Here is a 25,752-nt window from a genome sequence, read left to right as displayed (position 1 = left end):
TGTTTAACCTTTGAGCTTTCCGATAGACGAGGTTGGGTCTTTTGGGTCGGATACTTTTGCAGAAGTTGAAGGGTTTTTTTTATCGGAAACAACCGCCATCAACTCTCGAAAAGTCTTAAATGTGTTAATTGCCTCCAGAGCAAGCTGGGTCGCAACTACATACTTAAGCCCTTCGATTTCTACTATTTCGTGATGTGCTCGATTCTCCAAGTACTTTTTTTCAATTCTTAAATTTTTGAAATACTGCAAGGCATATCGTGCCGTCTCTCTGCTAGGGCAAGTGCAGTGCAAGTTGTCGCCCTCTTTTATCAACCAGGCCACAGCGTCCGTTTCATTGGAAAGGTTGCCGTTTTTATCTACGTCTTCTACTCGAAATTCGATCATTGAGGCTCTCCATGTCGGTGAGCTGCTTGTATATCAAAACCTCAAACGAAGCAAAACCAATCTGCAAGCTACAGCTAAGAGTTAACTTTTTAAGCCACAACCTGCTTCGGCGGGTTTTTGCATTCTGGAGGGCGCATGAGCGCAGTAGCAAAGAAGGCGCGCCGGGCAGCACCTCGTAAGCGCCGGGCTGTGATTGGCGGAAAGGGCGGCCAGGCCAAGCAGAAGCAGCCGAGCATCGCCTCCAATAGCGTGCCATCGATCTCTACCGCGCGAATCACCTACCTGTGGAGCTGGGGTCCTATTGTTGGTCCGGTCGACGACTTGCGCTCAGTCAAGCTCAACGGAACCCCCGTGAAGGCTGCGGACGGCACGATCAACTATCCCAGCGTGAAGTGGCAATTCCGTTCTGGTGAGCTGAATCAGGAGCGCCTGGAGGGAATACAGGAATCCAGTAACGAGATCGACGTCAAGAAGGAGTTGATCTACGGAACGCCGTGGCTGCACACGATCACCAACTCGATGAGCGATGCCGTGCGCATCCGCCTGAGTTGGCCAACACTTCGCCGTCAGGACGCCGCCGGCAACATCAATGGCGTGCACATCGATTACGCCGTGGACATATCCACCGACAACGGCCCCTACGTTGAAGTGCTGGTATCGGCCGTAGATCGCAAGAACATCACGGAGTACGAGCGAGCGCACCGCCTGGAGTTGCCCGCCGGCAACCGCTGGACTATTCGCGTCCGCCGCCTGACTCCAAATGCAAACTCCGACCTTGTCGTCGACCAGATGATCGTCAAGGCAATTGCCGAGGTGGTCGACAGCGATCAGGAATACCCGCTCACCGCCGTCAGCTGTCTTGAGTACGACGCCCAGACTTTCGGCGGAGATATTGCCAAGATCGCCGTCCTCATGCGTGGCCGCATTATTCGTGTGCCGAGCAACTACGACGCGACAACTCGCACCTACGCAACGTCGGGCACCGGCACAAGCAACGGCATTTGGGACGGCACCTTCAAGGAGGCCTACACCAACAACCCGGCGTGGATCTTCTACGACCTAGTGCTGCACCCGTACTACGGGCTCGGCGACCGGATCGACGCGACAATGGTTGATCGCTGGTCGCTCTATCGCATCGCGCAGTACTGCGACCAAATGGTTCCGGATGGGAAGGGGGGCATGGAGCCGCGCTTCACCTGCAACCTCTATTTCCAGAAGCAGGCCGAAGCCTACGCCGTGCTTCAGGACCTGGCGTCAATATTCCATGGCCTGGCCTACTGGGACGGCAGCCAGATCGTGGTCAATGCCGATATGCCCGGCGACCCGGTGTACACGTACAACCAGACGCAGATCCTGAGCAATGGCGCTATCAAGTACGAAGGCACCCGCGCTCGCGATCGGCACACGCTCTACATGGTGTCCTGGGACAATCCGGATCAGGGCTTTGAAACCGACAAGGAGCCGGTGTTTGATGATGAGGCTATGGTCGAGCTTGGCGGAATCGTGCGCGACACCTCCATCGACGCCATCGGCTGCACATCCCTGGGTCAGGCGCAGCGCGCTGGGCAGTGGGCGGCGCTGACCGAAAAGCTGCAGACCCAGGGCGGTGTGTTTCGGGTCGGGCTCGACGGTGATATTCCAAAGCCTGGCCAGGTCATCGCGGTAGCCGACCCTATGCTGGTTGGCCGGAACAACGGCGGCCGGATAGCTGCGGCCGCTGGACGGGTGGTTACGCTCGATCGCGATACCGTGGTGCCGGTCGGCGCGCGGCTGATGGTCAACCTGCCTAGCGGCAAGTCCGAAGGGCGGGTGGTGAAGTCGGTTGCTGGGCGCGACGTCACAGTGATGGCCGATTTCAGCGAGCAGCCCCAGGCCGAGTGTGGCTGGATATTGGACTACGAAGACCTGAAGCTGATGCAGTTCTACGTCCGCAACGTCACGCGGCCGGAGTGGCACCAGTTCCAGTTTGAAGTTATTCAGCACGACCCGAGTAAGTTTGAAGTAATCGACAACGGGGCCGTGGTGGACCCTCGGCCAATAACCGGTATTCCCGTGGGCAGTCAGGACGCTCCGGCCCGGGTGATGCTCAGCCAGCACGTCGTCATCGAGCAGGGGATTGCGGTCACCGTCATGTCCATCGCGTGGGACGCGGCACCGAACGCTGTGGCTTATGACGTTGAATGGAAGTGGGGCGCGCGCGAATGGGTCACTGTGCCGCGCACTGCCGAGCAGATGGTCGATGTGCGCGGCATTTACTCCGGCCAATACATGGCCAGGGTGCGGGCGGTGAGTGCGCTCAATGTGTCCTCGATCCCGACCACGTCGGCACTGACCAACCTGGAAGGGAAGGTTGGCCTGCCGCCGGCGGTGGCGTTCCTGACCACCTCCAGCCTGGTCTATGGCATTGGCATCCAGTGGGGCTTCCCGCCGGGCGCCGAGGACACCCAGCGGACGGAGCTTTGGTACAGCCAGTCACCGGACCTAACCACTGCGCTGAAGCTGAGCGACTTCAGCTACCCGCAGGCCAAGCATGAGATGCAGAACATCCTAGCCGGGGCCAGCGTCTACTTCTGGGCTCGCCTGGTGGACCGTACCGGCAACGTCGGGCCGTTCTGGCCGATCCCGGGCGCCGTTAATGGCCGGGCCAGTTCTGACCAGACCGAGTACGACAAATACTTCGCCGAGAAGATCGGCAAGGGCGCGCTGTACCAGAGCCTGCGGGAAGAGATCGACCTGATTACTGGTGATGGGCCGGGCTCGGTCAACGACCGTTTAGAGAAAGCCAAGCAGGAGTTGGAGAACCTGATCTCTGAAGTGGTGGATGCACTGGAGTACGTTCCAACAAAGACCTACGCCAAGGGCGATATGGTTCGGGTGGGCCAGCAGCTATTCCAGGCGACCAAGGCGGTACCGGTCGACACCATTCCGCCTAACGCCAACTACTGGTTCAACCTAGGCACCATCGCCGAAACGAATGCAGCGATGGCCCTGGAAATCAGTCAGAACAAGTCCGCTATCGAGGAAGTGGACGGTAAGGTCACGGCCACTGCTGAACGCCTGGAAGGCGTCTATGCATTGGTGAAATCTGATTCTGCAGGCTCGGAGCAGGGCAGTGCGGGTGACGACACCGCCTCGGCCGGGGCCTGGTCGCTGATGTCCGCAATTGCTGAGCGGGATTTTGCTCAGTCGCAGCGGACGGATATTGTCGAAGCCAAGGTCCAAGAAAACACAGCCAGCATTCTGGATGTATCCAAAACGGCAGCGAGTGCTACGTCTGCTCTGGCAGAGCGAGTTACCACCATTGGGGCCAAGGTCAGCAGTAACGAGGCAGCTTTCAAGCAGGAAACCTCCGCGCTAGCAGACGCTGATAAGGCATTGGCTCAAAAGATTGAAACCGTGCAAGCGTCATCCGGCGAGAACGCGGCTGCAATTCAGGTGGTTAGCAAGGCCCAAGCCACCACTGACGGGAAGGTTTCGTCGATGACGACGATCAAGGCCGAAACCACCAGCAACGGCAAGAAGGTGATGGCAGGGCTTTCCCTGGGCTCTGACGGCAATACATCGGAGATCCTCGCGTTTGCTCAACGCTTCGCAATTGTGGATGAGGTGAGCGGGCAACTGATAACGCCATTCGTGGTGAGTGGTGGCCAGGTCTTCATAAACCAAGCGGTCATCAACAAGGCATTCATCCAGGAGATCATTCTGGGGATGACGCTGAAATCAGAGACGGTCGACTCCAAGGGGCGGCCGCTGCTGGAGATCAACGTCAAGGCCGGCACGTTCACGCTTCGCAGCGCCGGCACCGGTGGCTCGACACTGCTCAACAACGATGGCCTTTCGGTGTACGACATCAACGAGCTGCTGCGTGTATTGGTGGGGAGGCTTTCGCCATGACCTATGGAGTGAGAACGTGGAGCGCGAATGGCGTGCTCGAAATGGATACCGACAGCTACACCTATCAGGTGCTGCACAATGCAGTCTATACGCTCGCCATGGGCGCCGTAGTTACAGCAAACATTGCCGGGTTCAACCCGGCAACATGCACAGCCGTCATACTTCCTACCCAGGCCGCAGCTAACAACTACTGCTACAGCGCTATGCCGTTTATGTCGGTAGGCGTCGGTTCGGTTGTTGTACGTTCAAAACACCCAAATGAACCTGGCGCTATAGGATCGACAATACAGTTCAGGTTGCTTGTAATGAGGTTCAAAAATTGAAGTTCGGTCTATCTGTTGTAAACGATGGAAGCTATGTACAGATAGACTCAGAGCAACCTAGGCTTTGTGCGCTGTACAGTGGAACCTATCAGGCATCCGGCAGTTCGTCGGTGTCAGTGTCGTTCCCATCCGCCATAACCACGCCGGAGCCGCCGTGCGTATTCATTCAGAACAGCTCGGCTAGACCGAATGAGCTATACACGAGCATGACCATAAGCGGCGGTCCTGGTGCTTGGACTGGGTTTTCAATAACGTCCCTGAACATTGACTTCAGGCCAACAGGCAAGTGGTTTGCGGCAGTGTTCGCGTCAATCACCAAGGCCGATTACGGGCTCAGGATGTGGGGCGCAAATGGCGTGTTGATTTTCGACTCAGGGGCTGCTCCGGTGATCTTCACGAGGGCCAATAACTCATGGTCATATCAGGGGCAGATAGTTCTAAATGCGACAGCACAGGCTTACTACTGGGCGAATGGATCTGTTGCGCCACTGCAATCTGATGAGTACTTTATGATCAACCCATTCTCGCGAGGAATACTACAGAACCACACAAACTGGCTAACATCAGCTGTAAGGTTCAACTATTCAGAGAACAGGCTACAGGTGTTTGGGATTAGCGCTCTCTCACCATGGACAAATATCGGCGCCCCCGGCGCTGTATTTGCCAGACTCCCCGGCACCTGATCGGATACTCATTAATCGATCTAAACGACCCGCTATGCGGGTATTTTTTCGCCTGGAGAAAACTATGGCAAGACAAGAAATTATTCTCGGTACGCCGCCTACAGGTCTCGGAGGCGACACGCCGCGAGTGGCGAACTCAAAGATAAATGCAATGACCTCGGAACTCTACCAGGGCATTGGCACACCTACTTCGCCTCTTCCGGTTTCGAAAGGTGGGACTGGGGGAACTTCACAAGCTACCGCGCAGACGGGTTTAGGTTTAGTCAAAGTTACCTCTAGTATTGATAGTACAAGCGGGAATCTGCTACTAGCAGGTTGGGGTGGTCTTGGGGGGCAATTGCAAAGTAGGTCATACACGCCCGACCAAATGTTTACTACCCAAGCCGGCGGTTCATTCTCATACGCTAATAACGGGGGAGCCTACCCGGCTGGTGTTACCGACGGCGCACTGATCAACATGGGGTATGACACCGCCGGTCAGTTTGCCTATCAACTTTTGGGTGATTGGCGTACGGGTAGTCTTTATAGAAGGGGGCGCGCTGCCGGTACTAGCGGTGCATGGGGGAAAATCTACGATTCTTTAAACTCCGTAGCTGATCCCATTAGCTCAGGCGGGCTTATGTCCTCAGCTCTAATCGGAGGATACCTCGTAAACAGGTATGCGAACGGTGAGGTTAACGTAAGGGGGATAGCCCCTCTTACAGCTACGATTGCGGCTAACGCTTTCACAACTATTTTTGTATCCCTACCCATTACTTTGGTTAACGGCGCTCTTGGAGCTGCATTTAAGTCTACTACCAACGCGCAACCACAAATAACTTACGACTTCTACGGGGTGGTCGCTGAATACCTTTCAGACCTAAGCACGATAGCCTTCATCATCAGAAACGGGGCAACCGCTCAAACGTTTCAACCAACTATTAACGTGTGGGGGCGCTGGAAATGAAAATTACAATGTTTCCTTTCTTGTCCGACTGGCCGCTTGAGGCTTCTGTTTCTGGTGATGTGATCACGATAAACGGAGAAGAAATTGACTTGTCCGGTATTCCAGACGGATTCCGTTTACCGGGTGACGCTGTAGGCAATAAATTTTTTGTAGGAACCGAATATGTCGAGCGCATCGGCAAAACTCTGCATTTTACTTTGCGTCTTCCAGTTCAGTGGGATAGCCCGGAAGAATACCGCAATCCTCCCGAACCTATCGTTATCGACGCCCGTAGCGGCCCGGTGAAGTTTCCCGATACCTCGCCTTTGGTGATCCCTGCAACTGAACTTCCTGATATCCGAGGAGGAAAAGAAAATGGTGGACTTGAGTAAGCTTGAACCGATTAAAACGGCGCAAGACATAACGGATGAATTGAGCCTGGGTCGGGCTCGGGCGTATCTGAGCCAGACCAACTGGCATGCCTTCGCTCTGCTTGAGGATGGCACACCGATTCCGGACGACATCAAAGACGCACGCGCAGCAGCTCGCGCAACGATCAATCGGTTGAGCCCTCCACCAGCGTCTTGAGTTTTTGCCAAACACCGCCACCCGCCACGAGCGGGTATTTTTTTGCCTGGAGAAAGTTATGCCGATCACCGAGCAGCAATTGCTGCATATCCTCCCGAACGCCGGCCGCCAAGCCGGCGTTTTTGTTCCTGCCTTAAACACGGCCATGAGCCGTTACGGCATCGTGGGCACCGTGCGGGTGGCGGCGTTCATCGCCCAAGTAGGGCACGAATCTGGACAGTTGCGATGGGTGCGCGAAATCTGGGGCCCCACCGCGCAGCAGGCCGGCTACGAAGGCCGCGCTGACCTGGGCAATACACAGAAGGGCGACGGCTCCAAGTACCGCGGGCGCGGCCTGATCCAGATCACGGGCCGGGCGAATTACGCGGCATGCGGCGAGGCGCTGGGCCTGGACCTCATCAGCAATCCGGAACTGCTGGAGCTACCACAGCACGCCGCGATGTCGGCGGCTTGGTTCTGGTCAACTATTGGGCTGAATACACTCGCTGATCAGGGGCAGTTCGCGAAGATCACCAGGCGTATCAATGGCGGGCTCACCGGCCAGGACGACCGCCAGGCGCTATACGACAAGGCGCTGAAGGTGCTGGCATGACGTCGATGCAGAAGCTGGCGGGCCTATTGATGCTGATGTTGGCGCTGATGGCCAGTGCCGCGGGCGTGACCTGGCAGGTACAGGACTGGCGGATGGGTAAGAAGTTGGCCGAGCAGGCCGGCCTGCACCAGGGCGACCTGGCCAGGATCAGCATGGCCGCTGCCGCCCAGGCCCGCGCTGAACAGGACAAGCGCCTGGCCACCGAGCAACAGCTGGCCATCCAGGACCAACAACACACCAAGGAATTGACCGATGCCCAACGTACCCAAGCTGCTCTGCGCGATCGCCTTGCCACTGCTGATGTGCGGCTGTCAGTCCTTATCGACGCAGCCGATACAGCCGGTGGCTGCAACATGCCTACCGCCACCGGCGCCGTCGGCGTGGTTCATGCAGTCCGTCGAGCCCAACTTGACCCAGCGCATGCTCAAAGAATTCTCGGCATCACCGGCGACGGGGATCGAGGACTGATTGCTTTACGGGCATGCCAGGCATACGTAAGGACCATCACGCAATAATGGCTATTAGACATCGTTGCGTATTCGAAAAATCGAGGCCATTCTTTTTGTTCTCAAAAATGACAGTGCCTTATGGACAAGCAACTGGCGGGCCTCTCAATCCTTCTCACGGTCTGTTGGATCAGTGCCGTAATTTTTGTCATGTGGATTTTCAGCTGACACCTCCAATTTGCGTTATCAGCGTCTCGCCTTTGTTGCGCACATTGCCCACGGCTGTGTCGACCTTGTACCACTCGAACACCTCGGCCGGCTCGCCCTGATGGAGCACCATCTGCTCGGCGCGCTCCTTGGGGGTGGCCGGGTCCAACCATTCGCGAGCCAGTTCGGGATTCAGCACCACGGGCCGCCGGTCATGGATGTCCACCATGCCGCCTGCGCTGTCGGCAGTGATGATCACAAATCCGTCATGCTCACCTGGGCCTTCGTTAGCGTTGGGTAGCTGGCCAATAGCGGCGCAGTAGATCGGCGCCCCGTCGCGCCGTCGGATCAGATAGGGCTGTTTCTTCTGCCCGCCTTCATCGACCCATTCAAACCAGTTATTGATTGGTGTGATTGCACGGTGCGGCCAGATTGCCCGGAAAAACGGGCCGTGGGCGACTTTCTCGACGCGGGCATTGATCGGCGCGGCGCGATCCGTTGCCCAGTGCGGTCTCCATCCCCAGCGCACCGGATCAGCCAAAAGGAGTTCGCCCTGTACGTGGAGCACGGCGACCTGGGTGGTGGGGGCGACGTTGTATCGCTCCAGGGGCAGTTCGCCGACCGAGTTGACCATGGCGTTCGGCATGCTGAGGGCCGCAACGAAGTCATGAATGCCGCTGTACTGTGAAAGGCGTCCGCACATAACTGTCTCCGCTCGTCGGGCTTGATGAACAGCCGCGCGCCGGCCGATCTCTACACTGTAGACACCGGCACCGGAGATTCGTCATGACAACTGATATACAGCAGGTCAACGAGATGGAAGCGTGGCATGCGCTGCTCAATGACGCCGAATTCACGGCAGGCGGCCCTGAGTATCGCTATGAAACGCGCCTCGCACTGGCCGACAACATGTTGGAGCGAGGCGTGATCGACAGCGGAGAATGGCGCGAGCTGGTCGAGGAGGCTGTTGCAGGTTATGCGGACGACGTCGGCTGAGTGCCAGCTGTACTGACAAAGCCGTTACCTGTGCAGTTGCTGCAATCCTCGCGCTGTCCGAATCGGTCCAGGCAGGCACCGCACTTGGTGAACTGGGCGGAGAGCAGTAGAGGACGGGCCTTGCGATAGCTCTCAAAATCGCGGCTCTCCAAGGCGACCTGTGCGCAATCTACCAGCGCACGGTAGATATCGGCATCGCAGATAACTGGGTAGACCTGCCCATAGATAAATTGCGCGGTCTGTACCAGATCGTACAGCTCACCAGATGGCGCGGTAAGCAACAACCCATTTATCGCCCAAGTCTGTTTGTCGTTGCGGAACACCAGTCGCAAGTCATTCTTGTCGCGAAACACCTTTCCATCAAACCCATCAGCACCTGGGCCGAGCGCTGAGTAATAAGTGTTGCTTCGGATGTACCCGACGCACTCCGATGTTGCTCGTTGAATGACGTCATAGTAGCCGCCATACGTGTATCCCGCAGGTGTGGTTACCAGCTCTTCAGCGGCATGCCAGTAAGCCGCGTCGGCCAGCTCATCCATCTCAAATTTTTCCATCTCATCGATGACCCCTGCCTCCAACATGTCACGAGTCTCCCAACGGCACATCATTCGATGAGCTTCGGGGTTATCGATCCGGGACGCGTTGTCGTCGAGGATTCTCCGCCATTTGGCGAGCCATTCCTTTTTTAGTTCTGTAGGGGGCATGTGAGTGACTGCTTATTTTTTACTGTATGCGTATACAGTAATCTAGCTTTGCCACTGATGCGATTCGAAGCGACGAGCTGTATGGCGTCACTCTGGCGACATCAACATCGCCAATGTGAGCTTGATGAATTCCTCATTGTGACTGAGCGTGTCCAGTGCGCCGCGTACATTCGCAGCGACCTCAGCGGAGCCGCGTTGCTCCACCCAGTTGGATAGCTCCATGATCGATGCTTCGAGTGCCAGCTGATTTTCATAGAGCTTGGTAACCAGGGAGGGGAGTAGGTCAGAATTCGGCATGCTTTTTCCTCTTTTGAGTGACCAGCTTAGCAGCCGTTTGAAGCTTGGGATTTGATATAGATCGGCAGGACGCCGGGGAGGGTGGTTCACTGTCTAATACTGCCTGGCGTTAACCCGGTTTTATTGCCCCTAAAGCCTCCAAAATGACGCTAGGGTTTTAGACAGAGGAACCTTAAAAGCCCCGCGTAACGTGGCTTGCGCATCGATCAAGCCCATACTGCTGCATCATCGGGGTGTGGGAGGACAGATCGGACGTGTTCTTACTCATCAGATAGTTAGCAAATTCGTTGAAAGGAGTGGGGCAAAGGTGGGGCGCTCGGCCCTGCTTATTGCAATGGCCGCAAGGTTAACATGTGAAGTCGGCGCTTCGCAGGTTGCAAACCGGTGTACAAAACGCAGAGACGCTGCCCCTGATACAGCGCGACCTGTGCATAAAATATGCAAATTAGCATTTGCCAAGCTGCAAAACACCCGGCACTATCGCCGTTATGCAAAAACGCAACGTTTCTATCGTATTAAGAGAATTGCTGGACCGCGACCGGATCTCCCCAACGGAGCTTCACCGGCGTACCGGTGTGCCTCAGTCCACGCTGTCTCGGATCCTCAGCGGCAAGATTGTCGATCCGTCTGACAAGCATATCTCCCGCATTGCCGAATACTTTGGCGTGAGCACCGACCAACTGCGCGGGCGCGTGGCCGTAGGCGCTGCGCGGGACGACGGGCGCGACCCGATGCATTCGGAACTCAAGGACATAAGCCTGTGGGACGACGACACCCCTATCAATGACGATGAGGTGTCGATCCCCTTTCTGCGCGAGGTTGAATTGGCTGCTGGATCAGGAAGATTCGTCATCGAGGAAAGCGAGAAAGCCAGCCTGCGTTTTGGAAAGCGCAGCTTGCGACACAATGGTGTGCAATTCGACCAGGCCAAGTGTGTGACGGTGCGCGGCAACAGCATGTTGCCAGTGCTGCGCGATGGCGCAACCGTCGGGGTCAATGCGGGCAAGAGCGGCATCGGCGATATCGTCGATGGCGATCTGTATGCCATCAATCACAATGGCCAATTGCGGGTCAAACAGCTCTATCGCCTGCCATCCGGGATTCGTCTGCGCAGCTTCAATCGCGACGAGCATCCGGACGAGGACTACAGTTTCCAGGAAATCCAGGACGAGCAGATCAGTATCCTCGGCCATGTGTTCTGGTGGGGCATGTACGCGCGTTAACCCAATTCGGTAGGACAAAACCCGCCAAGCAGCGGGTTTTTTTTCGCCTGCCAAAAGCCAGTAACCCCTTGAATCACCAAGCCAAAAATGCACATGAGCATATCCTGAGTGAAAATAAATGCATTTACGCATTGACTGTATATGCATACATGCATATTCTTCATCTCAAGCCAGCCAACAAGGCCTGGTGGAGGCGGCAAGGATGCTGCCAAGGATGACAAGGAAGGCAAGCAACATCGGCAAGGACGCCATCACAGCGATGGCAGGGATGCCAGGCAATACCGGCAAGGATGCCGACGCTCTTTAGTGACACCGCTTTACAAGAAACAGGCAGCGATGAACCGGCCTTAACGGTTCAGAGGGTTGGCAACTGACCCGGGTGTGCAGCGTAAAGCACCAGAAGCAGTTATCCGGCAGACAGGGATCGTGGTCGGAAAAACATTGAGAAAAAGAACCGTACCGCGCCAGTAGCGCCGAAGGTTCGAGGACCGCATTACTGAAAAGCCCGGGCAACCGGGCTTTTTGGAATGCCTACCTATAAATGGATTTACCCGGAAAACCGGCATTCAGCCGGCATTGCTCAGCCAGGAGGCGTGACATGACAAACGAGCAGCAAGCGTTAGCGGAAATGCCTATCTGGCTGGTGATTGCACTGGCCTTGATCGGCGGGGTATCCGGCGAAATGTGGCGCGCCGACAAGGAGGGCGCCCGCGGTTGGTCGTTGATCCGGCGCCTGGCCTTGAGGTCTGGCGCGTGCATGGTGTGCGGGGTTTCGGCCCTGATGCTGTGTTACGCCGCCGGCATGTCGATCTGGACAGCCGGTGCCATCGGCTGCCTCACCGCCATGGCGGGGGCCGACGTAGCCATCGGTCTTTATGAACGCTGGGCGGCCAAGCGTATCGGGGTCAACCAGACACCGACTTCGCGGCCCGATCAGCAGTAATTGCTGCAAGGACGCGACCCTATGACACTTATCGAAAAACCCTCCCAACTGCCCATCGCGATCGCAGAAACGCTCAAGCTGGCGTTCCCGCACCTGCGGGTGGGCAATCACCAGGATTTCAACGGCGCCACGGATGCCAGCGGCATTTTGATCGGCGTGGAGCGTAACGGCCCCGGAATACGCGCCCTTGACGGGCGCAAGGCGCATGCCTTGTCGGTGTCTCTCAAAGTCACGGTTGCCAGCGGCGCGGCGCCCTTTGACGCCTGCGACTTGGCCAGCCAACTAATGGATCTGGCCCTAGACAACCGCTGGGGGCTGCCGGCCGAACAATGCGACCTGCCCATGGCCATTGTGGCAGCACCCTCCGTTCTGGGCTCCAGCGAAACGGACTACGACACCTGGACGGTGTCCTTCATTCAAACGCTCTATCTGGGGCCGCCGCTGCTCGAAGATCCTACGGGTAAACCGATGTTTGCCTACACCTGGGAAGTCTCGAATATCGATGATCCCGATCAATATCGACCTCTGCAGGAGTAGGCCATGTTCGACGCGTTACTACGCATGCAACTGGGGCCGATCATCGAGCGCCTGGCGCAAATGGAGGCCCAGCTCGAAGACCTGTACCGCCGTGCCGACAGTTTTTGTCGGATTGGCGTATGTGAGGAAGTCGATGCCGCCAGCCACACATGCAAGGTTCGGCATGGAGATTTGCTCACCCCGGCCATTCATTTTTTCAACCCCAGCGCCGGTGCGCAGACGGAAACCCGCATCCCATCTGTGGGCGAGCAATGCCTGCTGCTCAACTATGCAGGTGGAGAAGGGGGGACGCAGTCCGTGGCCTTGTTCGGCCTCAATAGTAGTCAGTTTCCGCCTGTCTCCCGTGTGGCGACGTTGACGCGTCGCCTTTATCAGGACGGCACGCAAAGCGATTACGACGATGCCACTCACCTGTTCAATTGGCGCAACGGACCCACCACCGTCACGGGCTCACGGGAGCAGGTCGTCGCACAGGTCGGCGCCGCCAGCCTGGTACTGACGGCCGACAGCATCGCCCTGCAATTGGGGGCTACCGGCCTGCGGCTGGATGCCGGCGGGGTGCATTTAAGTGGCCCGGTGGTGGATCACCAGGGCCGTGTGATCAGCAGCGCATAAGGATTTGCCATGCTCGGAATCGATAGAAACACCGGGGCAGCCGTGGATGACTGGCTGCAGTTCGTACAGCGCGCCACCCGAGCGCTGACCACTCCCATAGGCACTCGCCAGAAGCGCCCGCTGTACGGTTCGATGATCCCGCAGCTGCTTGGTCAGAACCTGGGCGACGACCTGCTGATCCTCGCCCAGAGCCATGCCGCGCACGCGTTCTACAACACCCAGAATGGCATCGCGGATTTTCAACCCGAGGTCATCGTCGCCACGCGGCAAGGCGCTGGTTTGTTGCTGCGTTTTGCCGGCACCTGGAAAAACCGTCAACAAACCTTCGAGGTCGTGACATGAGCATGTTGATCCCCGGCCAGAACCAACTGGCGGAGCCGGCGCTTATTGCCGTGGAGGCGTTCGAGCCATTGTTGGCGGAATTCAAGGCGTTCGTCATCGATTACGTGGCCACCCGTGCGCCGCAAAGCGCGCCCAAACTCAAGGCCAGTCTGGACAATGAAAGCGAATTATTGACCCTGGCCCTGGAAGCGTTTTGCGTACGCCTGCAAACCCATGAACGCAAGTACAACGCCCGTATCAAGCAGATGCTGGCGTGGTGGGCAACCGGCAGCAACTTGGATGCACGCCTTGCCGACATGGGGCTGGAGCGCCAAGTACTCGACCCTGGCGACCCGGCCGCATTCCCGCCGATACCACCCATTCTGGAAAGCGACGACGATGCCCGTCTGCGCTACTACCTGGCACCCCATGCACCGGCGGCAGGCTCGCGGATGCAGTATCGACGCGAGGTCTTCACCCTGGGTGAACGGCCGTCGGTCAAGGTGCAGAGCGCCACTCCCGGCGTGGTTACGGTCAGCTACACCTTCGACCCGGACGGCTACGCGGCCCAAGTCAAGGATGGCAATGCGCGGCGCACCGCTCCAGGCGAAGTCATGGTCACGGTACTGTCCAGGGAGGGCGACGGCAGCGCATCCGCCGAATTGCTTGACGGCGTGCGACGACATTTCGCACGGCCGGATGTAAGGCCGGAAACCGATCTGGTCAGCGTGCAGAGTGCGCAGATCCTGCCGTACAAAATCCGCGTCGTGGCCAAGATCAACGCCGGGCCGGATTCCGGGTTGACCCAAGTGGCGGCTCAACGCCTGCTGCAAACCTACGCCGACTCCTGCCATCGCCTCGAAGGACGCGTCGACCCCAGTTGGATCGACTACGCCATTCACAGTGCGGGCGCGGCGCAGTTGCAGATTCTCGAACCTCTGGAACCGATCATCACCACAGCCTTCCAGGCCCCTTATTGCACCGGTGTCGAGGTGGAGGTGCGCACGCTATGAGTGAAAGCAAAGCGAGCCTGTTGCCGGCCAATAGCTCAGCACTGGAGAAAGCCCTGGACCTGGGCTTCGGCACCCTGCTGGACCGCGTCGTACCGCCGTTTCCCGCGCTGATGAACCCGCTGCAAACCCCCGTCGAATTTCTGCCGTACCTGGCCGCCGACCGGGGTGTCAGCGAATGGAATACCCAAGCCAGCGAAACGGAAAAACGCCTTACCGTGGGGCTTTCCTGGCAGATTCAGCGTCAAGCGGGCACGCCCAAGGCGTTGAACCATGCGGTGGAGTCTTTGGGTTTTACGCCCAATATCAGTGCCTGGTATCAGCAGCGGCCGCTGGGCGTGCCGTACACCTTTGACGTGCAGGCTATTGTGGGGCGCAGTTGGTCCAGCGGTGACCACAACCGGCTGATTCGGCGTATCAACGCGGCCAAGAGCGAGCGTGATCAGGCCACCATCACCATTGTCCACGAGACCTTGGGCGGCCTTTCGATCAGCAGCGCGCTCGACCCGCCGTTGAGTGACAGTGAGTTTTCCCTGCGGGGCGCTCTACCCGAAACAGTGCTGGGCGCCCGGCTTACCCAAACCGGCGCAGTCCTGCACTACACCATTAACGACTACGACCTCAGGGCGCAGCCATGACAGATGACATTACGCGCCTGGTGCGCTTCACCGCCAAGGGATTGGATGAAGTGCTGCAGGCAAAGAACCAGGGTTTGAAAGGTGAAATCACCCACATTGGCGCCGGCACCGGCCGCTACAACCCGGACGGCAGCGAAGTGGCCTTGCGCGACGAACGCCAACGGGTCGCCATCGTGGATTACGAAGACCTGGGCAATCACCAACTCAGGATGGCCGCGCTGTTTGACGGCGACGGGGAATATGAAATTGGCGAGTTTGGCTTTTATCTCTCCAGTGGGACGCTGTTGGCGGTGTATTCCGTAGCAGGCAAGTTGTTGACGTATAAAGCGGCGGCGGCTCGGGTGCTGCAGAAGTTCACGCTGGATGTTTCGCCGTTGCCGGGGGATAGCGTGGTGATTGTGGTGGGGACTGAAAGCTTGAACGTTCTTATTGCTAATGAGTTGGCAGTGATCGCTACTGCCAATATCGACAATATGGCTCGGCATCTAGGTTTGCTATTTCGTGTTGGAGAACTCGGCCGGGCATAGTTTAAGTGTTGGATAACTTATTTGGTCTCGCGATTTGTCATTCGGTAAGAGTGCGTCGAGGCATTAAAGTGGTAAAAAGGAGCTACTATTTTGAGTACGGAAACGCAAATAGCTAACTTGGTTCAGGCTTCAAATAATCTGACAAATGCCGTGAATGGAAAAATTGATGCTATCGACGCGAGAATGAATCAGGCGCGTGCAGAGTTTGATCAGTTTCGAGCGTTAAAAGATGTCGTTGGTGCCATTGGTGAGCCGGGGACACTTCTGATGAGTGTCTTTCAAGGCATGATTTGGGGGACTGGTGCTCCTTACGATGTTGGCGCTGCTGGAGGGCTGGTTGCAACGGATCTCGGGTCGTCATTGAATGTGTACGCTCATTTCAAACTGCCGTTTTCCATTAATACCGATGATCAGATGTTTTGGCTGAATATTCGTGGCTATAGTTACGGTAGCTCTTTAGTGTTGGATGAGACATTTGCAGGTTACGTTTACTCGCCTCAGAGAGCAGTTATCAATCAGTCATGCTTTGGAAAGTTTGAGCCAGCTATTTATGCGGATACTGCGGGTAATGCGATCTGTCGCATAAAGATTCCTAATGTATATGTGACATCTTTGCGAATTGATACTATGCAGATTGGTCATTACCATTCGATTAGTGTGGGCGAATTAAAGTCTAAACTTTCTCTTTCTCCAACGGTGGTTTTCTAAATGAGCGAATTTTCTGCAGAAACTGTTCCGTCGCGTATCCTTAGCAAGGCAGGTTTGGAACTCTTGGAATGGGCATGTATCCGAGTCCGTCGAGATCAACTGTTGAGCGAAACGGATTATACCCAAGTTCAGGACAGCCCCCTTAATGATGAGCAACGTATTCAGGTTGCAAATTACCGGAGAGCTTTGCGGGATGTTCCGCAAAATGTTGGAGATCCATTCATCGTGGCATGGCCTGAAAAGCCCACCTTTCTGAAATAGCCACCGCGAAAGCGGTTTTTTTCGCCTCCCCAAAGCCCCTCCTCAAGGGGCTTTGGCGTTCTCAACCCGGAGAAACCCACCTATGCCTACCCGCCAAACCTACACCGTCCTCATCCCATTCCCTACCGGAGGCGGCCATTGGTCCACCGTTGGCCAGGAACTGGAACTGCTGGACGTCGAAGCATCCGCCCTGCGCACCGCTGGCCGTCTGGAACTGACCAACGTCCTTAACTCCACCCCCAAGAAGGCTGAATAACCATGGCTGAGGTTCTGAACTTCGAGCACAACGGTATTACCGTCAATGCCACCGAATCCCCCGAGGCCATGGGTGGCCTGGGTGATAACGTCATCGGTCTGGTCGGCACCGCGCCGAACGCCCATGCGTCAATTCCAAAAAATTCGCCGTTTCGCATCAATAGCTTCAGCACCCAGGCGCTGCTGGACACCACCGGTGCCGAGTCGGGCACGTTGTTCCACGCCGTCTACCAGATTCTCAAAGTGGTGAAGGTGCCGGTCTACGTGGTGATCGTCGAAGAGGGCGCCACTGCGGCCGATACGCTCAACAATGTGATCGGCGGTAACGACCCGGTCACCGGCCGCAAACTGGGCCTGGCCGCACTCGCCAGCGTGCCTGAAGACCTGACCATCATCGGCGCCCCCGGCTTCACTGGCACCAAGGCCGTGGCCGGCGAGTTTGCCTCGTTCGGCAAGCGCATCAAGGCGCGTGTCGTGCTCGACGGCAAAGATGCCAGCGTCGCCGACCAAGTGGCCTATAGCGGCGAACTGGGCGGCGCCGACCTGGGTTTCGACCGCTGCCTGCTGGTGCACAACATGCCGTCGGTGTACTCCAAGGCGGCGAAGAAAAACGTGTTTCTGTCGCCGTCGTCTCTGGCGATCGCCGCGCTGGCCAAGGTCAAGCAGTGGGAGAGCCCGGGTAATCAGGTGACGTTCGCCGAGGACGTTTCCCGCGTGGTCGAGTACAACATCCTCGACACCTCCACCGAAGGCGACCTGCTCAACCGTTATGGCGTGAGCTACTACGCGCGCACCATCCTCGGCGGCTTTTCGTTGCTGGGTAACCGTTCCATCACCGGCAAATTCATCAGCTATGTCGGCCTGGAAGATGCCATCAGCCGCAAACTGGTCAAGGCCGGCCAGAAAGCCATGGCCAAGAACCTCACCAAGTCCTTCATGGATCAGGAGGTCAAGCGCATCAACGACTGGCTGCAAACCCTGGTCGCCGACGAAACCATTCCCGGCGCCAGCGTGTACCTGCACCCGGAGTTGAACAGTGTCGAGAAGTACAAAAACGGCACCTGGTTCATCGTCATCGACTATGGCCGCTACGCGCCCAACGAACACATGATTTATCAACTCAACGCCCGCGATGAAATCATCGAGCAGTTCCTGGAGGACGTTCTCTAATGTTTACCAACCGAGTCAGACAGGCCATTGCGGCCACCCTCCAAGGCCTGCCGTTGTCCGCGACCGTGGAAGAGTTCACCCCGCCGAAGATCGAGTTCGACATGGAACCCATGTCCGGTGGGCGCTTTATCGCCGAGGAAATGGCCAAGAGCGGCAAGGTGCTCAATGCCACGCTGGTCCTCCAGGGTGCCGGTCCTGAAATCATGCTGGCGCTGGGCGTGCGCATGGGTGACGACATCCTGCTCAACGTACGTGAAGCCGGTCAGGACCAGGACGGCAAGACGTATTTCACCTACCACACCGTCGGCGGCAAGCTCAAATCCCTGGATGAAGCGAAGCTGAAGATGGGCGACAAGGCGCTCACCACGCTGGAGTTGTCCTGCCGCACCTACAACCGACTGGAAAACGGCATCCCGGTGATCGACATCGATGTGCGCACCCAAAAATTCGTGCTCAACGGCGTCGACATCCTGGGCGATGCGCGCCGCGCTGTGCTGATGCCTTAAACCCCTGGGGGCGGGTGCGCTCGCCCCTTGCTTGAACAAGGAATTGCCCCATGGCCTGGATGCCACCGCTGCATAGGTTGCTGTCTGCAATCACCGCCGACACCGGCGCGACGATCGAGCAGGTGCAACTCAAACCGCTGTACTACGCCGCGCAAAAAGACGCGCTGGCCCGGGCCGGTGACGACGAGGACGATCAGTTCTTTGAACTGGCGAAACTCGCCACCGGCCTGTCGGAAAAAGAACTCGACCAGCTCAAGCGCCCGGACTACGTGTCTATCGCTCAGTACGTACACGAGATGTCGACGCGACCTGCTTCATTCTTTCTCAACGAACCTCAGCAGTCGTCCCACGACCTGCCCATCCAACTGCTATTGCCCCTGGACGCAGCCGGCCGAACCCTGAATGAACTGCCCCTGGAAATGCCCGCCCTGCGCGCCACCAAAGTGATGAAAAAACTCGCCACCAACAAAGAACGCGCCGAGTTCATCACTGCCCATTGCACCGGCTTGATGATCCCGGATCTCGCGGGGTTGACCGTGCCGGACTGGACAGAATTGCAGGAGCGCATCGACGATTTTTTAAATCAACCGGCGGACTTCTTTCGGAACGCGACATCGACGTGATCCTCGATGTGGTGCCGCTGATTTACTCGGTAAACGAAGCGGAAATTCTCGACTGGGACGCCGCAAAAGCACTGCGCCGCTACGACATTGCGATCACTCGCCTTGGGGTTAAACAGGAGTAAAGCGAGATGCAAGAGACTCAATATGCGACCCGGCTCGCGGTGCAAGACAACCGCTGGATGCTCGGTGACGCGGATCTGGGCAGTGTGCTCGCACCGTTCTCTGCAAGCTTGGCCGCGCCTGAACGCGAGGCTCCATCACCGCAATCGACGCTCAGCTCGGCGCTGGTTACCGTCAGCGTGGACCTGAATGCGTTGACCCTGGAGCAGGTGCGGTTGCGCGAGACGCTGGAGACGCTCAACACGACGTTGTTCATCACCGGCGCTGCCCTGACCGCCCCGGCCCTTAGCCCCGCGGCCAGTGAGACGAAGAAAACGCCGGAAGAAACAAAGCCTGCCGAATCCTCCGCCACTCAATTGCTCAAGTGGGCCGTTGAAGGCTTGGCGGATTCGTTCAGAACCAAGGTTTCAGACAAGGTGCTTGAAGCGACCTTGGGCAAGATCCCCCGCATCGGCGCGGTATTTCAGGGGGCCGGCAAGGGCGGTGACGCTTGCTGCGCGGGTGTCAGCGAGGCGCTGCGGGGGCGTAAGCGTTATGGGCCCAACAAGTCATCTGGGAAGAGAGGGCCAGGCAAGCCTACGTTCATGAAGTCAAGGCGCAGTCCCCCCCGAACCTCTTTGAGTTTGTTCGCCACGGTGCGCAGCCTCTTCGAGAAGGTAAGCAAGGTCTTCGAAGGTCCGCGCCTGGGGTTCAATGCCTCGACGATTGCTCCACGCACAGCGGCCCCTTCGAGCCTGGCTGGCGCCGCGACCCGACTGGAATCATCCGTCGTGCGCAGGCTGGGCCCGCTGAAGTACGTCGACACCGCGATGGCCGTCGTGCAAGGCGTGCGCCAGGGCGATGCAAAAGCCGTTGGCAGTGGCCTGAGCACCGCCGGTGGCGCCTGGGCTGGCGCATCGGCCGGGGCTGCACTTGGCACGCTGGTTTTTCCCGGTATCGGTACCGCCGTCGGTGGTGCAATCGGTGGCTTGCTGGGCAGCGAAGCGGGCAGTTGGCTCGGTGACAAACTGTTCAGTTCAAGTGATCGCTTGCCCGCGCCGAATGCCTTGAGCAAGGAACTCAACAGTGCTCGCACCGACAACATCCAGGTCACGATCTCGCCGAGCATCCAGATCACTGGCGTCAACCCCGCCGATGCCCAGCAAGTGGTCAACCAAGTGCTCCAGGCCCTGCAATTCCAATGCATGCCCATGGTGACCGATTCCCTCGGTATTCGACGCAACGCGGCATTGGCCGACCCCGGAGGTGATTGATGCGACAACAGATGGTATTGGGCGATTTTATCTTTGGTCTCTCACGAGGTTTTGCCTACGCCACGCTCACCCACAGCAGTTACGGGGGCTGGAGCAACCTGGAAATCATTGCCAGCAAGCCGCAGTCCCGTCAGAGCGGTCAGGCTCTGGAGAAACTCACGTTCGGCGGCACGGCAATGTACGCCGTAGGTATGCAGCGCCTGGACGAGTTACGCGCCTTGCAGAATGCGCGGGCACCGCTGCCGCTGGTCGACGGGATCGGCCGGAACTGGGGGCTGTGGCGCATCAACGCCGTGGTGGAAAACCAAAGCCATGTGATCGACGACGGCACCGCCATGGTCATGTCCTGGAGCCTTGAATTGGAGGAGTTCGTCAATGCGTAGAGTGCGAAGTATTGCCGGGGATTCAGTCAACCTGCTGCTGTACCGCGAGTTGGGGCGCTGTGACGACGCTGCTGAAGAAACCCTCTGGCGCCTGAACCCCGAACTGGCCGAGCACGGGCCGGTATTGCCGGCGGGCGTGTGGGTGGTGGTGCCGGAGTTGCACGCCCGGCCAGCGGCTTTGCGGCCGATTTCGGCCTGGGATTGAGGAGGCCATATGACACAGGGATTCACCCCGGTCGTTGAGTTCTACGGTGCCAATGCGGCATTGCTTAACCAACGGTTGATGCACTGGAGCCATACCGATGCCGCCGGTATCCAGACCGACCGACTGGAACTCACGCTCAATACCGAGGGCCTGGAAGGGTTGCCGAGCTTGAGCGGCAAGATCGGCATGCGGGTCGGCTATCAGGAGTCGGGCCTGGTGGAGAAGGGCGAATTCGTCATCACGCGGCGAACCCCGGTGCTGTTTCCGATGCGCTTGATGATCGTCGCCACAGCCGCACCTTTCAGTGCCGCGGACCCCAGCCATTACCGGCAGCGTCGCTCCGCCAGTTACGGGCCTACCACCCTGGGCGCGCTGTTTCGTCAGTTAGTCAGCCGGCATGGCTATTCACCCCGGGTGGCACCGGCGCTGGAAGGCATTCCGATTCCCCATATCGATCAATCCAACGAAAGCGACATGGCGTTTATCACGCGCCTGGCCAATCGCTATAGCGCCATCACAAAACCGATCAACGAACTGTATGTGTTGGCGGAAGCCGGCAAGGTTCACTCCCTTTCCGGCCAGCCTCTGCCGGATGTGACGTTATCCGTGACCCAGGACAACCGGCCCGGTGACCAAGCGTTCATCACAGCCAGGCTCGACGAACAATCGCGCTCTAAGTACATGGGGTGCCGTGTGACCTGGTGGGATGCCGCCGGGGGCAAACAGCACGTCGTGCAAGTCGGCATTGCGCCGTTCAAAACCTTGCGCCAACGCTGCCAGAACGAAGCCGAAGCCCGCGCTGTGGCCGAAGGAGAACTGCGGCGCGTGGGCCGTGAAGGTTTGAAATTACAGATCGATTGTCCAGGCAACCCGCTGCTCGCCGCTGAAGGGTTGCTGCTGCTGGATGAGAGCTGGCCGTCCTATATGCAAGGGCGCTGGTCGATCACCCAAGTGACCCATGTGGGTGACCCGACGACGGGGTATCGCAGTTCGATTGTGGCGGGCGGGTTGTCGATCTAGACCTTCTTACAGAGTAGAAACCATGCTGATTACGCTTGCCCAACTTGTTCACGTCATGCCAGCAGCCCGCCTCGTAGCGGGTGTTTTTTTGCCCGCCATAAATGCTGCGATGGAACGGTACGCTATCGACACCCCCCAACGCATCGCTGCCTTTCTCGCTCAGATCGCTCACGAATCCGGCGAGCTGCAATACCTGCGCGAATTGGGCAGCCACCAATACCTGAGCAAATACGACACCGGCAGCTTGGCTGCGCGCCTGGGCAATACGCCCGAAGCGGACGGTGACGGTCAGAAGTATCGGGGCAGGGGGCTCATCCAGCTTACCGGCCGTCGAAACTATATGACGTGCAGTCGGGCGCTATTCGGCGACGATCGCCTGTTGGCACAGCCTGAACTGCTTGAGCAGCCCCGGTGGGCGTGTGAGTCGGCGGCTTGGTATTGGGCAAGCAATGGTCTGAACGCGTTGGCCGACAAGGATCAATTCACCACGATTACGCGCCGCATCAATGGTGGGCTCAATGGTCTGGAGCAGCGCATGCAGCTGTGGGCGCGGGCGAAGGCAGTGTTATGCGGTTCTTAACGTCCTACCGTTTGCTCGGCTATTTCCTGCTGGTGGCGATGGCGGCGGGGCTGGCCTGGCAGGTGCAGGTCTGGCGGTATGAGGCGCAGATCCAACGGTTGGCGACGATACATGCCCGGGAGCTCGATCAACAACACCAGTTGGCCGTGCGTCAACAACAGGCCGAACACGACAAGCGACTGGCCCTGGAGCAGAAGCTCAGCGCCAACGATCAACAACACGCGCAGGAGTTAAGCGATGCACAACGTCATCAGGCTGCTTTGCGTGATCGCCTGGCCACTGCTGATGTGCGGTTGTCAGTCCTTCTCGACACCCGCGACCCCGCCAACGGTCGTGCAGTGCCAGCCCCCACCACCGCCAGCGGCCTGGTTCATGCAGCCCCGCGAGCCCGACTTGACCCGGCGCATGCTCAGCGAATTATCGCCATCACCGACGACGGCGATAACGCCCTGATTGCCTTACGAGCGTGCCAGGCCTACGTGCAAACCATCGCCCGTTAGCATCTTGATGCAGCCTGTGGCTTGCGTGCGCGATCGGCTCCTGTAGGGTAGGCGAACGCCCGCCCACTCCAGGAGACGACCGTGAACGAGATCACTCAACTTGCCGCTGAACTGGGCCGCCGCCTGCAGGTGCTCAATGCACATGTCACCACGGCAGAGTCCTGTACAGGTGGCGGCATTGCCGAGGCTATTACGCGGATTCCCGGCAGTTCAGCCTGGTTCGAGGCCGGTTATGTCACCTACTCCAACCGGCAGAAGACTCGACAGTTGAATGTTCCCGACGAGCTGTTTGCCAAAGTAGGGGCCGTGAGTCAGGAAGTGGTGGAGGCGATGGTGCGCGGCGCCCAGGAGAAAAGTCTGGCGCGATTCGCCGTCGCGGTCAGTGGCGTGGCAGGGCCGGATGGTGGTTCGCCGGAAAAACCGGTGGGTACCGTTTGGCTGGCGTTCGGCGTGGGGGATGAGGTTACGGCGCAGCGCGAGCACTTCAAGGGCAACCGTGACGAGGTCCGCCGACAAACGGTCAAGGCCGCGCTGGAGGGCTTGTTGCGACGAGCTGCAGTAGAAATAGAAAAACAGGGGTAGGCGATCTCCGATCTTTGTGGAACAATACTGTCTACTTATACAGGTGTTGGCCGTCAGGCCTTATTGATTACGTGAGGACTTTAATGGACGACAACAAGAAGAAAGCCTTGGCTGCGGCCCTGGGTCAGATCGAACGTCAATTCGGCAAGGGTGCCGTAATGCGTATGGGCGATCACGACCGTCAGGCGATCCCGGCTATTTCCACTGGCTCTCTGGGTCTGGACATCGCACTCGGCATTGGCGGCCTGCCAAAAGGCCGTATCGTTGAAATCTATGGTCCTGAATCTTCCGGTAAAACCACCCTGACTCTGTCGGTGATTGCCCAGGCTCAAAAAATGGGCGCCACCTGCGCGTTCGTCGATGCCGAACACGCCCTGGATCCAGAATACGCCGGCAAGCTGGGCGTCAACGTTGACGACCTGCTGGTTTCCCAGCCGGACACCGGTGAGCAGGCCCTGGAAATCACCGACATGCTGGTGCGCTCCAATGCCATCGACGTGATCGTGGTCGACTCCGTGGCGGCCCTGGTACCCAAGGCTGAAATCGAAGGCGAAATGGGTGACATGCACGTGGGTCTGCAAGCCCGTCTGATGTCCCAGGCGCTGCGTAAAATCACCGGTAACATCAAGAACGCCAACTGCCTGGTGATCTTCATCAACCAGATCCGTATGAAGATCGGTGTGATGTTCGGTAGCCCGGAAACCACCACAGGTGGTAACGCGTTGAAGTTCTACGCTTCGGTCCGTCTGGATATCCGCCGTACTGGCGCAGTGAAGGAAGGCGACGAGGTTGTCGGTAGCGAAACCCGCGTCAAAGTGGTGAAGAACAAGGTAGCTCCACCTTTCCGTCAGGCCGAATTCCAGATTCTCTACGGCAAGGGCATCTACCTGAACGGCGAGATGATCGACCTGGGCGTGTTGCACGGCTTCGTCGAGAAATCCGGCGCCTGGTATGCCTACAACGGCAGCAAGATCGGTCAGGGCAAGGCCAACTCGGCCAAGTTCCTGGCGGATAATCCTGATATCGCCGCTGCGCTTGAGAAGCAAATTCGCGACAAGCTGCTGACTGCCGCGCCAGACGTGAAAGCTGCCGCCAACCGTGAACCGGTTGACGAGATGGAAGAAGCCGACACCGACATCTGAAGCAAACGATGACTGTTGTACTGGATACACTCGTCGCCGTTAGGCGCACTGCAATGGACCTGCTCGCTCGCCGCGAGCATGGTCGAGTCGAACTGACGCGTAAATTGCGCCAGCGCGGCGCAGAGCCCGAGATGATCGAAGCCGCCCTCGACCGTTTGACGGAGGAGGGCCTGCTTTCCGAATCCCGTTACCTGGAAAGTTTTGTTTCCTACCGAGCCCGGTCCGGCTACGGTCCTGCACGAATTCGCGAAGAACTGAGCCAGCGCGGTTTGCAGCGTAGCGATATCGACCTTGCTTTGCGTGAGTGCGATATCAACTGGCAGTCGCAACTGGAGGATACCTGGCGTCGCAAGTTCTCTGGTCATCTGCCGATTGATGCCAAGGAACGTGCGAAACAAGGTCGATTCCTGAGCTATCGCGGGTTCTCAATGGATATGATCAGCCGTTTGCTCAGCGGTCGAGAGATGGACGACTGAGTAACGCAGATTCGTTCCGGCGAACGGCTACATAACCCCTGGCCGCTCAATACGATCTCCCAATACAGCCGAAAAGGCCCGCTATGAAGATAGCGGGCCTTTTTGCGTTTCTGAA

36 protein-coding genes are annotated in these 25,752 nt (G+C 58.0%); 32 read left to right on the top strand and 4 right to left on the bottom strand.

Translation table 11 applies throughout. From position 1 onward, the window contains the following. Positions 1 to 3 precede the first annotated feature (3 nt). Entirely contained in the window at positions 4 to 384 is a 381-nt protein-coding gene (locus YA0848_RS08080) for a hypothetical protein (protein ID WP_198712404.1), read from the bottom strand. A 135-nt stretch (positions 385 to 519) separates the two neighbouring features. On the opposite strand from YA0848_RS08080, the gene YA0848_RS08075 reads away from it, so the two are divergent. From YA0848_RS08075 to YA0848_RS08045, 7 genes are all read left to right on the top strand, one after another. Continuing rightward, positions 520 to 4,278, top strand: coding sequence for a phage tail protein (locus tag YA0848_RS08075; RefSeq protein ID WP_198712403.1), 3,759 nt, complete (start codon positions 520 to 522; stop codon positions 4,276 to 4,278). After that, positions 4,275 to 4,601 carry a hypothetical protein gene (locus YA0848_RS08070; RefSeq protein ID WP_104902949.1) on the top strand — a complete coding sequence of 109 codons (327 nt, stop codon included), beginning with the start codon at positions 4,275 to 4,277 and terminating at the stop codon, positions 4,599 to 4,601. Before YA0848_RS08075 ends, YA0848_RS08070 begins: the two co-directional genes overlap by 4 nt. Beyond that, positions 4,598 to 5,284 carry a hypothetical protein gene (locus YA0848_RS08065; RefSeq protein WP_198712402.1) on the top strand — a complete coding sequence of 229 codons (687 nt, stop codon included), beginning with the start codon at positions 4,598 to 4,600 and terminating at the stop codon, positions 5,282 to 5,284. Before YA0848_RS08070 ends, YA0848_RS08065 begins: the two co-directional genes overlap by 4 nt. Before the next feature lie 64 nt (positions 5,285 to 5,348). Continuing rightward, on the top strand, positions 5,349 to 6,230 hold the full coding sequence (locus YA0848_RS08060) for a hypothetical protein (RefSeq protein WP_169903983.1): 882 nt from the start codon (positions 5,349 to 5,351) through the stop codon (positions 6,228 to 6,230). Next, on the top strand, positions 6,227 to 6,601 hold the full coding sequence (locus tag YA0848_RS08055) for a hypothetical protein (protein ID WP_184336432.1): 375 nt from the start codon (positions 6,227 to 6,229) through the stop codon (positions 6,599 to 6,601). The genes YA0848_RS08060 and YA0848_RS08055 overlap by 4 nt, the downstream gene beginning before the upstream one ends. Before the next feature lie 254 nt (positions 6,602 to 6,855). Further along, a complete protein-coding gene (locus YA0848_RS08050; RefSeq protein ID WP_198712401.1) occupies positions 6,856 to 7,389 on the top strand; it encodes a glycoside hydrolase family 19 protein in 534 nt (177 codons plus the stop codon). Further along, positions 7,386 to 7,904, top strand: a complete 519-nt coding sequence (locus YA0848_RS08045) for a lysis system i-spanin subunit Rz (protein WP_198712400.1) — start codon at positions 7,386 to 7,388, stop codon at positions 7,902 to 7,904. Before YA0848_RS08050 ends, YA0848_RS08045 begins: the two co-directional genes overlap by 4 nt. Positions 7,905 to 8,055: 151 nt before the next feature. Here YA0848_RS08045 and YA0848_RS08040 read toward each other — a convergent pair whose 3' ends face one another. Next, entirely contained in the window at positions 8,056 to 8,745 is a 690-nt protein-coding gene (locus tag YA0848_RS08040) for an SOS response-associated peptidase family protein (RefSeq protein WP_169868971.1), read from the bottom strand. Positions 8,746 to 8,828: 83 nt separating this feature from the next. Between YA0848_RS08040 and YA0848_RS08035 the strand changes: the two genes are divergently transcribed. Beyond that, the gene (locus YA0848_RS08035) at positions 8,829 to 9,038 is read left to right on the top strand and encodes a hypothetical protein (protein ID WP_123479056.1); all 210 of its coding nucleotides are present in this window, start codon (positions 8,829 to 8,831) and stop codon (positions 9,036 to 9,038) included. Here YA0848_RS08035 and YA0848_RS08030 read toward each other — a convergent pair. Further along, the gene (locus YA0848_RS08030) at positions 9,017 to 9,742 is read right to left on the bottom strand and encodes a hypothetical protein (RefSeq protein WP_169868970.1); all 726 of its coding nucleotides are present in this window, start codon (positions 9,740 to 9,742) and stop codon (positions 9,017 to 9,019) included. The genes YA0848_RS08035 and YA0848_RS08030 overlap by 22 nt on opposite strands. Positions 9,743 to 9,829: 87 nt before the next feature. Beyond that, positions 9,830 to 10,039: a hypothetical protein gene (locus YA0848_RS08025; protein ID WP_184316694.1), complete on the bottom strand. Its 210-nt coding sequence runs from the start codon at positions 10,037 to 10,039 to the stop codon at positions 9,830 to 9,832. 488 nt (positions 10,040 to 10,527) lie between these two features. On the opposite strand from YA0848_RS08025, the gene YA0848_RS08020 reads away from it, so the two are divergent. From YA0848_RS08020 to recX, 24 genes are all read left to right on the top strand, one after another. Further along, complete coding sequence (locus tag YA0848_RS08020; protein ID WP_080761400.1) at positions 10,528 to 11,262, top strand: LexA family transcriptional regulator; 735 nt, start codon at positions 10,528 to 10,530, stop codon at positions 11,260 to 11,262. A 598-nt stretch (positions 11,263 to 11,860) separates the two neighbouring features. Further along, on the top strand, positions 11,861 to 12,205 hold the full coding sequence (locus YA0848_RS08015) for a phage holin family protein (RefSeq protein WP_034096148.1): 345 nt from the start codon (positions 11,861 to 11,863) through the stop codon (positions 12,203 to 12,205). A 21-nt stretch (positions 12,206 to 12,226) separates the two neighbouring features. Further along, complete coding sequence (locus YA0848_RS08010; RefSeq protein WP_169903648.1) at positions 12,227 to 12,742, top strand: hypothetical protein; 516 nt, start codon at positions 12,227 to 12,229, stop codon at positions 12,740 to 12,742. A gap of 3 nt (positions 12,743 to 12,745) precedes the next feature. Then, positions 12,746 to 13,357 carry a phage baseplate assembly protein V gene (locus YA0848_RS08005; protein WP_034096150.1) on the top strand — a complete coding sequence of 204 codons (612 nt, stop codon included), beginning with the start codon at positions 12,746 to 12,748 and terminating at the stop codon, positions 13,355 to 13,357. A 9-nt stretch (positions 13,358 to 13,366) separates the two neighbouring features. Next, entirely contained in the window at positions 13,367 to 13,699 is a 333-nt protein-coding gene (locus tag YA0848_RS08000; protein ID WP_047881567.1) for a phage baseplate protein, read from the top strand. Beyond that, positions 13,696 to 14,691, top strand: coding sequence for a baseplate J/gp47 family protein (locus tag YA0848_RS07995; protein WP_169903649.1), 996 nt, complete (start codon positions 13,696 to 13,698; stop codon positions 14,689 to 14,691). The genes YA0848_RS08000 and YA0848_RS07995 overlap by 4 nt, the downstream gene beginning before the upstream one ends. After that, the gene (locus tag YA0848_RS07990; RefSeq protein ID WP_040267421.1) at positions 14,688 to 15,326 is read left to right on the top strand and encodes a phage tail protein I; all 639 of its coding nucleotides are present in this window, start codon (positions 14,688 to 14,690) and stop codon (positions 15,324 to 15,326) included. The genes YA0848_RS07995 and YA0848_RS07990 overlap by 4 nt, the downstream gene beginning before the upstream one ends. Then, positions 15,323 to 15,853, top strand: coding sequence for a hypothetical protein (locus tag YA0848_RS07985; protein ID WP_169903650.1), 531 nt, complete (start codon positions 15,323 to 15,325; stop codon positions 15,851 to 15,853). Before YA0848_RS07990 ends, YA0848_RS07985 begins: the two co-directional genes overlap by 4 nt. 90 nt (positions 15,854 to 15,943) lie before the next feature. Further along, complete coding sequence (locus tag YA0848_RS07980) at positions 15,944 to 16,561, top strand: hypothetical protein (protein WP_034096155.1); 618 nt, start codon at positions 15,944 to 15,946, stop codon at positions 16,559 to 16,561. Then, on the top strand, positions 16,562 to 16,822 hold the full coding sequence (locus YA0848_RS07975; protein WP_232925068.1) for a tail fiber assembly protein: 261 nt from the start codon (positions 16,562 to 16,564) through the stop codon (positions 16,820 to 16,822). A gap of 82 nt (positions 16,823 to 16,904) precedes the next feature. Further along, the gene (locus tag YA0848_RS07970) at positions 16,905 to 17,078 is read left to right on the top strand and encodes a hypothetical protein (RefSeq protein ID WP_169903651.1); all 174 of its coding nucleotides are present in this window, start codon (positions 16,905 to 16,907) and stop codon (positions 17,076 to 17,078) included. A 2-nt stretch (positions 17,079 to 17,080) separates the two neighbouring features. Then, on the top strand, positions 17,081 to 18,247 hold the full coding sequence (locus tag YA0848_RS07965) for a tail protein (RefSeq protein WP_034112069.1): 1,167 nt from the start codon (positions 17,081 to 17,083) through the stop codon (positions 18,245 to 18,247). Beyond that, a complete protein-coding gene (locus YA0848_RS07960; protein ID WP_034096157.1) occupies positions 18,247 to 18,753 on the top strand; it encodes a phage major tail tube protein in 507 nt (168 codons plus the stop codon). Before YA0848_RS07965 ends, YA0848_RS07960 begins: the two co-directional genes overlap by 1 nt. Before the next feature lie 50 nt (positions 18,754 to 18,803). Continuing rightward, complete coding sequence (locus YA0848_RS07955; protein WP_034096158.1) at positions 18,804 to 19,376, top strand: phage tail assembly protein; 573 nt, start codon at positions 18,804 to 18,806, stop codon at positions 19,374 to 19,376. Next, positions 19,373 to 19,498, top strand: a complete 126-nt coding sequence (locus YA0848_RS36390) for a hypothetical protein (protein ID WP_262499634.1) — start codon at positions 19,373 to 19,375, stop codon at positions 19,496 to 19,498. The genes YA0848_RS07955 and YA0848_RS36390 overlap by 4 nt, the downstream gene beginning before the upstream one ends. A 6-nt stretch (positions 19,499 to 19,504) precedes the next feature. Continuing rightward, the gene (locus YA0848_RS07950; protein ID WP_169903652.1) at positions 19,505 to 20,749 is read left to right on the top strand and encodes a hypothetical protein; all 1,245 of its coding nucleotides are present in this window, start codon (positions 19,505 to 19,507) and stop codon (positions 20,747 to 20,749) included. Beyond that, entirely contained in the window at positions 20,749 to 21,132 is a 384-nt protein-coding gene (locus tag YA0848_RS07945; protein WP_034096160.1) for a phage tail protein, read from the top strand. Before YA0848_RS07950 ends, YA0848_RS07945 begins: the two co-directional genes overlap by 1 nt. After that, a complete protein-coding gene (locus YA0848_RS07940) occupies positions 21,125 to 21,337 on the top strand; it encodes a tail protein X (RefSeq protein WP_034096161.1) in 213 nt (70 codons plus the stop codon). The genes YA0848_RS07945 and YA0848_RS07940 overlap by 8 nt, the downstream gene beginning before the upstream one ends. Positions 21,338 to 21,346: 9 nt before the next feature. Next, positions 21,347 to 22,357: a contractile injection system protein, VgrG/Pvc8 family gene (locus tag YA0848_RS07935; RefSeq protein WP_184316380.1), complete on the top strand. Its 1,011-nt coding sequence runs from the start codon at positions 21,347 to 21,349 to the stop codon at positions 22,355 to 22,357. Positions 22,358 to 22,379: 22 nt separating this feature from the next. Continuing rightward, entirely contained in the window at positions 22,380 to 22,937 is a 558-nt protein-coding gene (locus YA0848_RS07930; RefSeq protein WP_034096163.1) for a glycoside hydrolase family 19 protein, read from the top strand. After that, positions 22,925 to 23,437: a lysis system i-spanin subunit Rz gene (locus YA0848_RS07925; RefSeq protein ID WP_034096164.1), complete on the top strand. Its 513-nt coding sequence runs from the start codon at positions 22,925 to 22,927 to the stop codon at positions 23,435 to 23,437. Before YA0848_RS07930 ends, YA0848_RS07925 begins: the two co-directional genes overlap by 13 nt. A gap of 81 nt (positions 23,438 to 23,518) precedes the next feature. Next, a complete protein-coding gene (locus tag YA0848_RS07920) occupies positions 23,519 to 24,019 on the top strand; it encodes a CinA family protein (protein WP_034096165.1) in 501 nt (166 codons plus the stop codon). Between the two features lie 83 nt (positions 24,020 to 24,102). Next, entirely contained in the window at positions 24,103 to 25,161 is a 1,059-nt protein-coding gene (gene recA / locus YA0848_RS07915) for a recombinase RecA (RefSeq protein WP_034096166.1), read from the top strand. Between the two features lie 8 nt (positions 25,162 to 25,169). Then, entirely contained in the window at positions 25,170 to 25,637 is a 468-nt protein-coding gene (gene recX, locus YA0848_RS07910; RefSeq protein WP_034096167.1) for a recombination regulator RecX, read from the top strand. Positions 25,638 to 25,752: the final 115 nt, after the last annotated feature.

It is taken from the genome of Pseudomonas sp. S4_EA_1b (genome assembly GCF_016307435.1).
GTDB lineage: Bacteria > Pseudomonadota > Gammaproteobacteria > Pseudomonadales > Pseudomonadaceae > Aquipseudomonas > Aquipseudomonas rhodesiae.
This window is presented reverse-complemented; position numbering and strand designations above follow the sequence as displayed.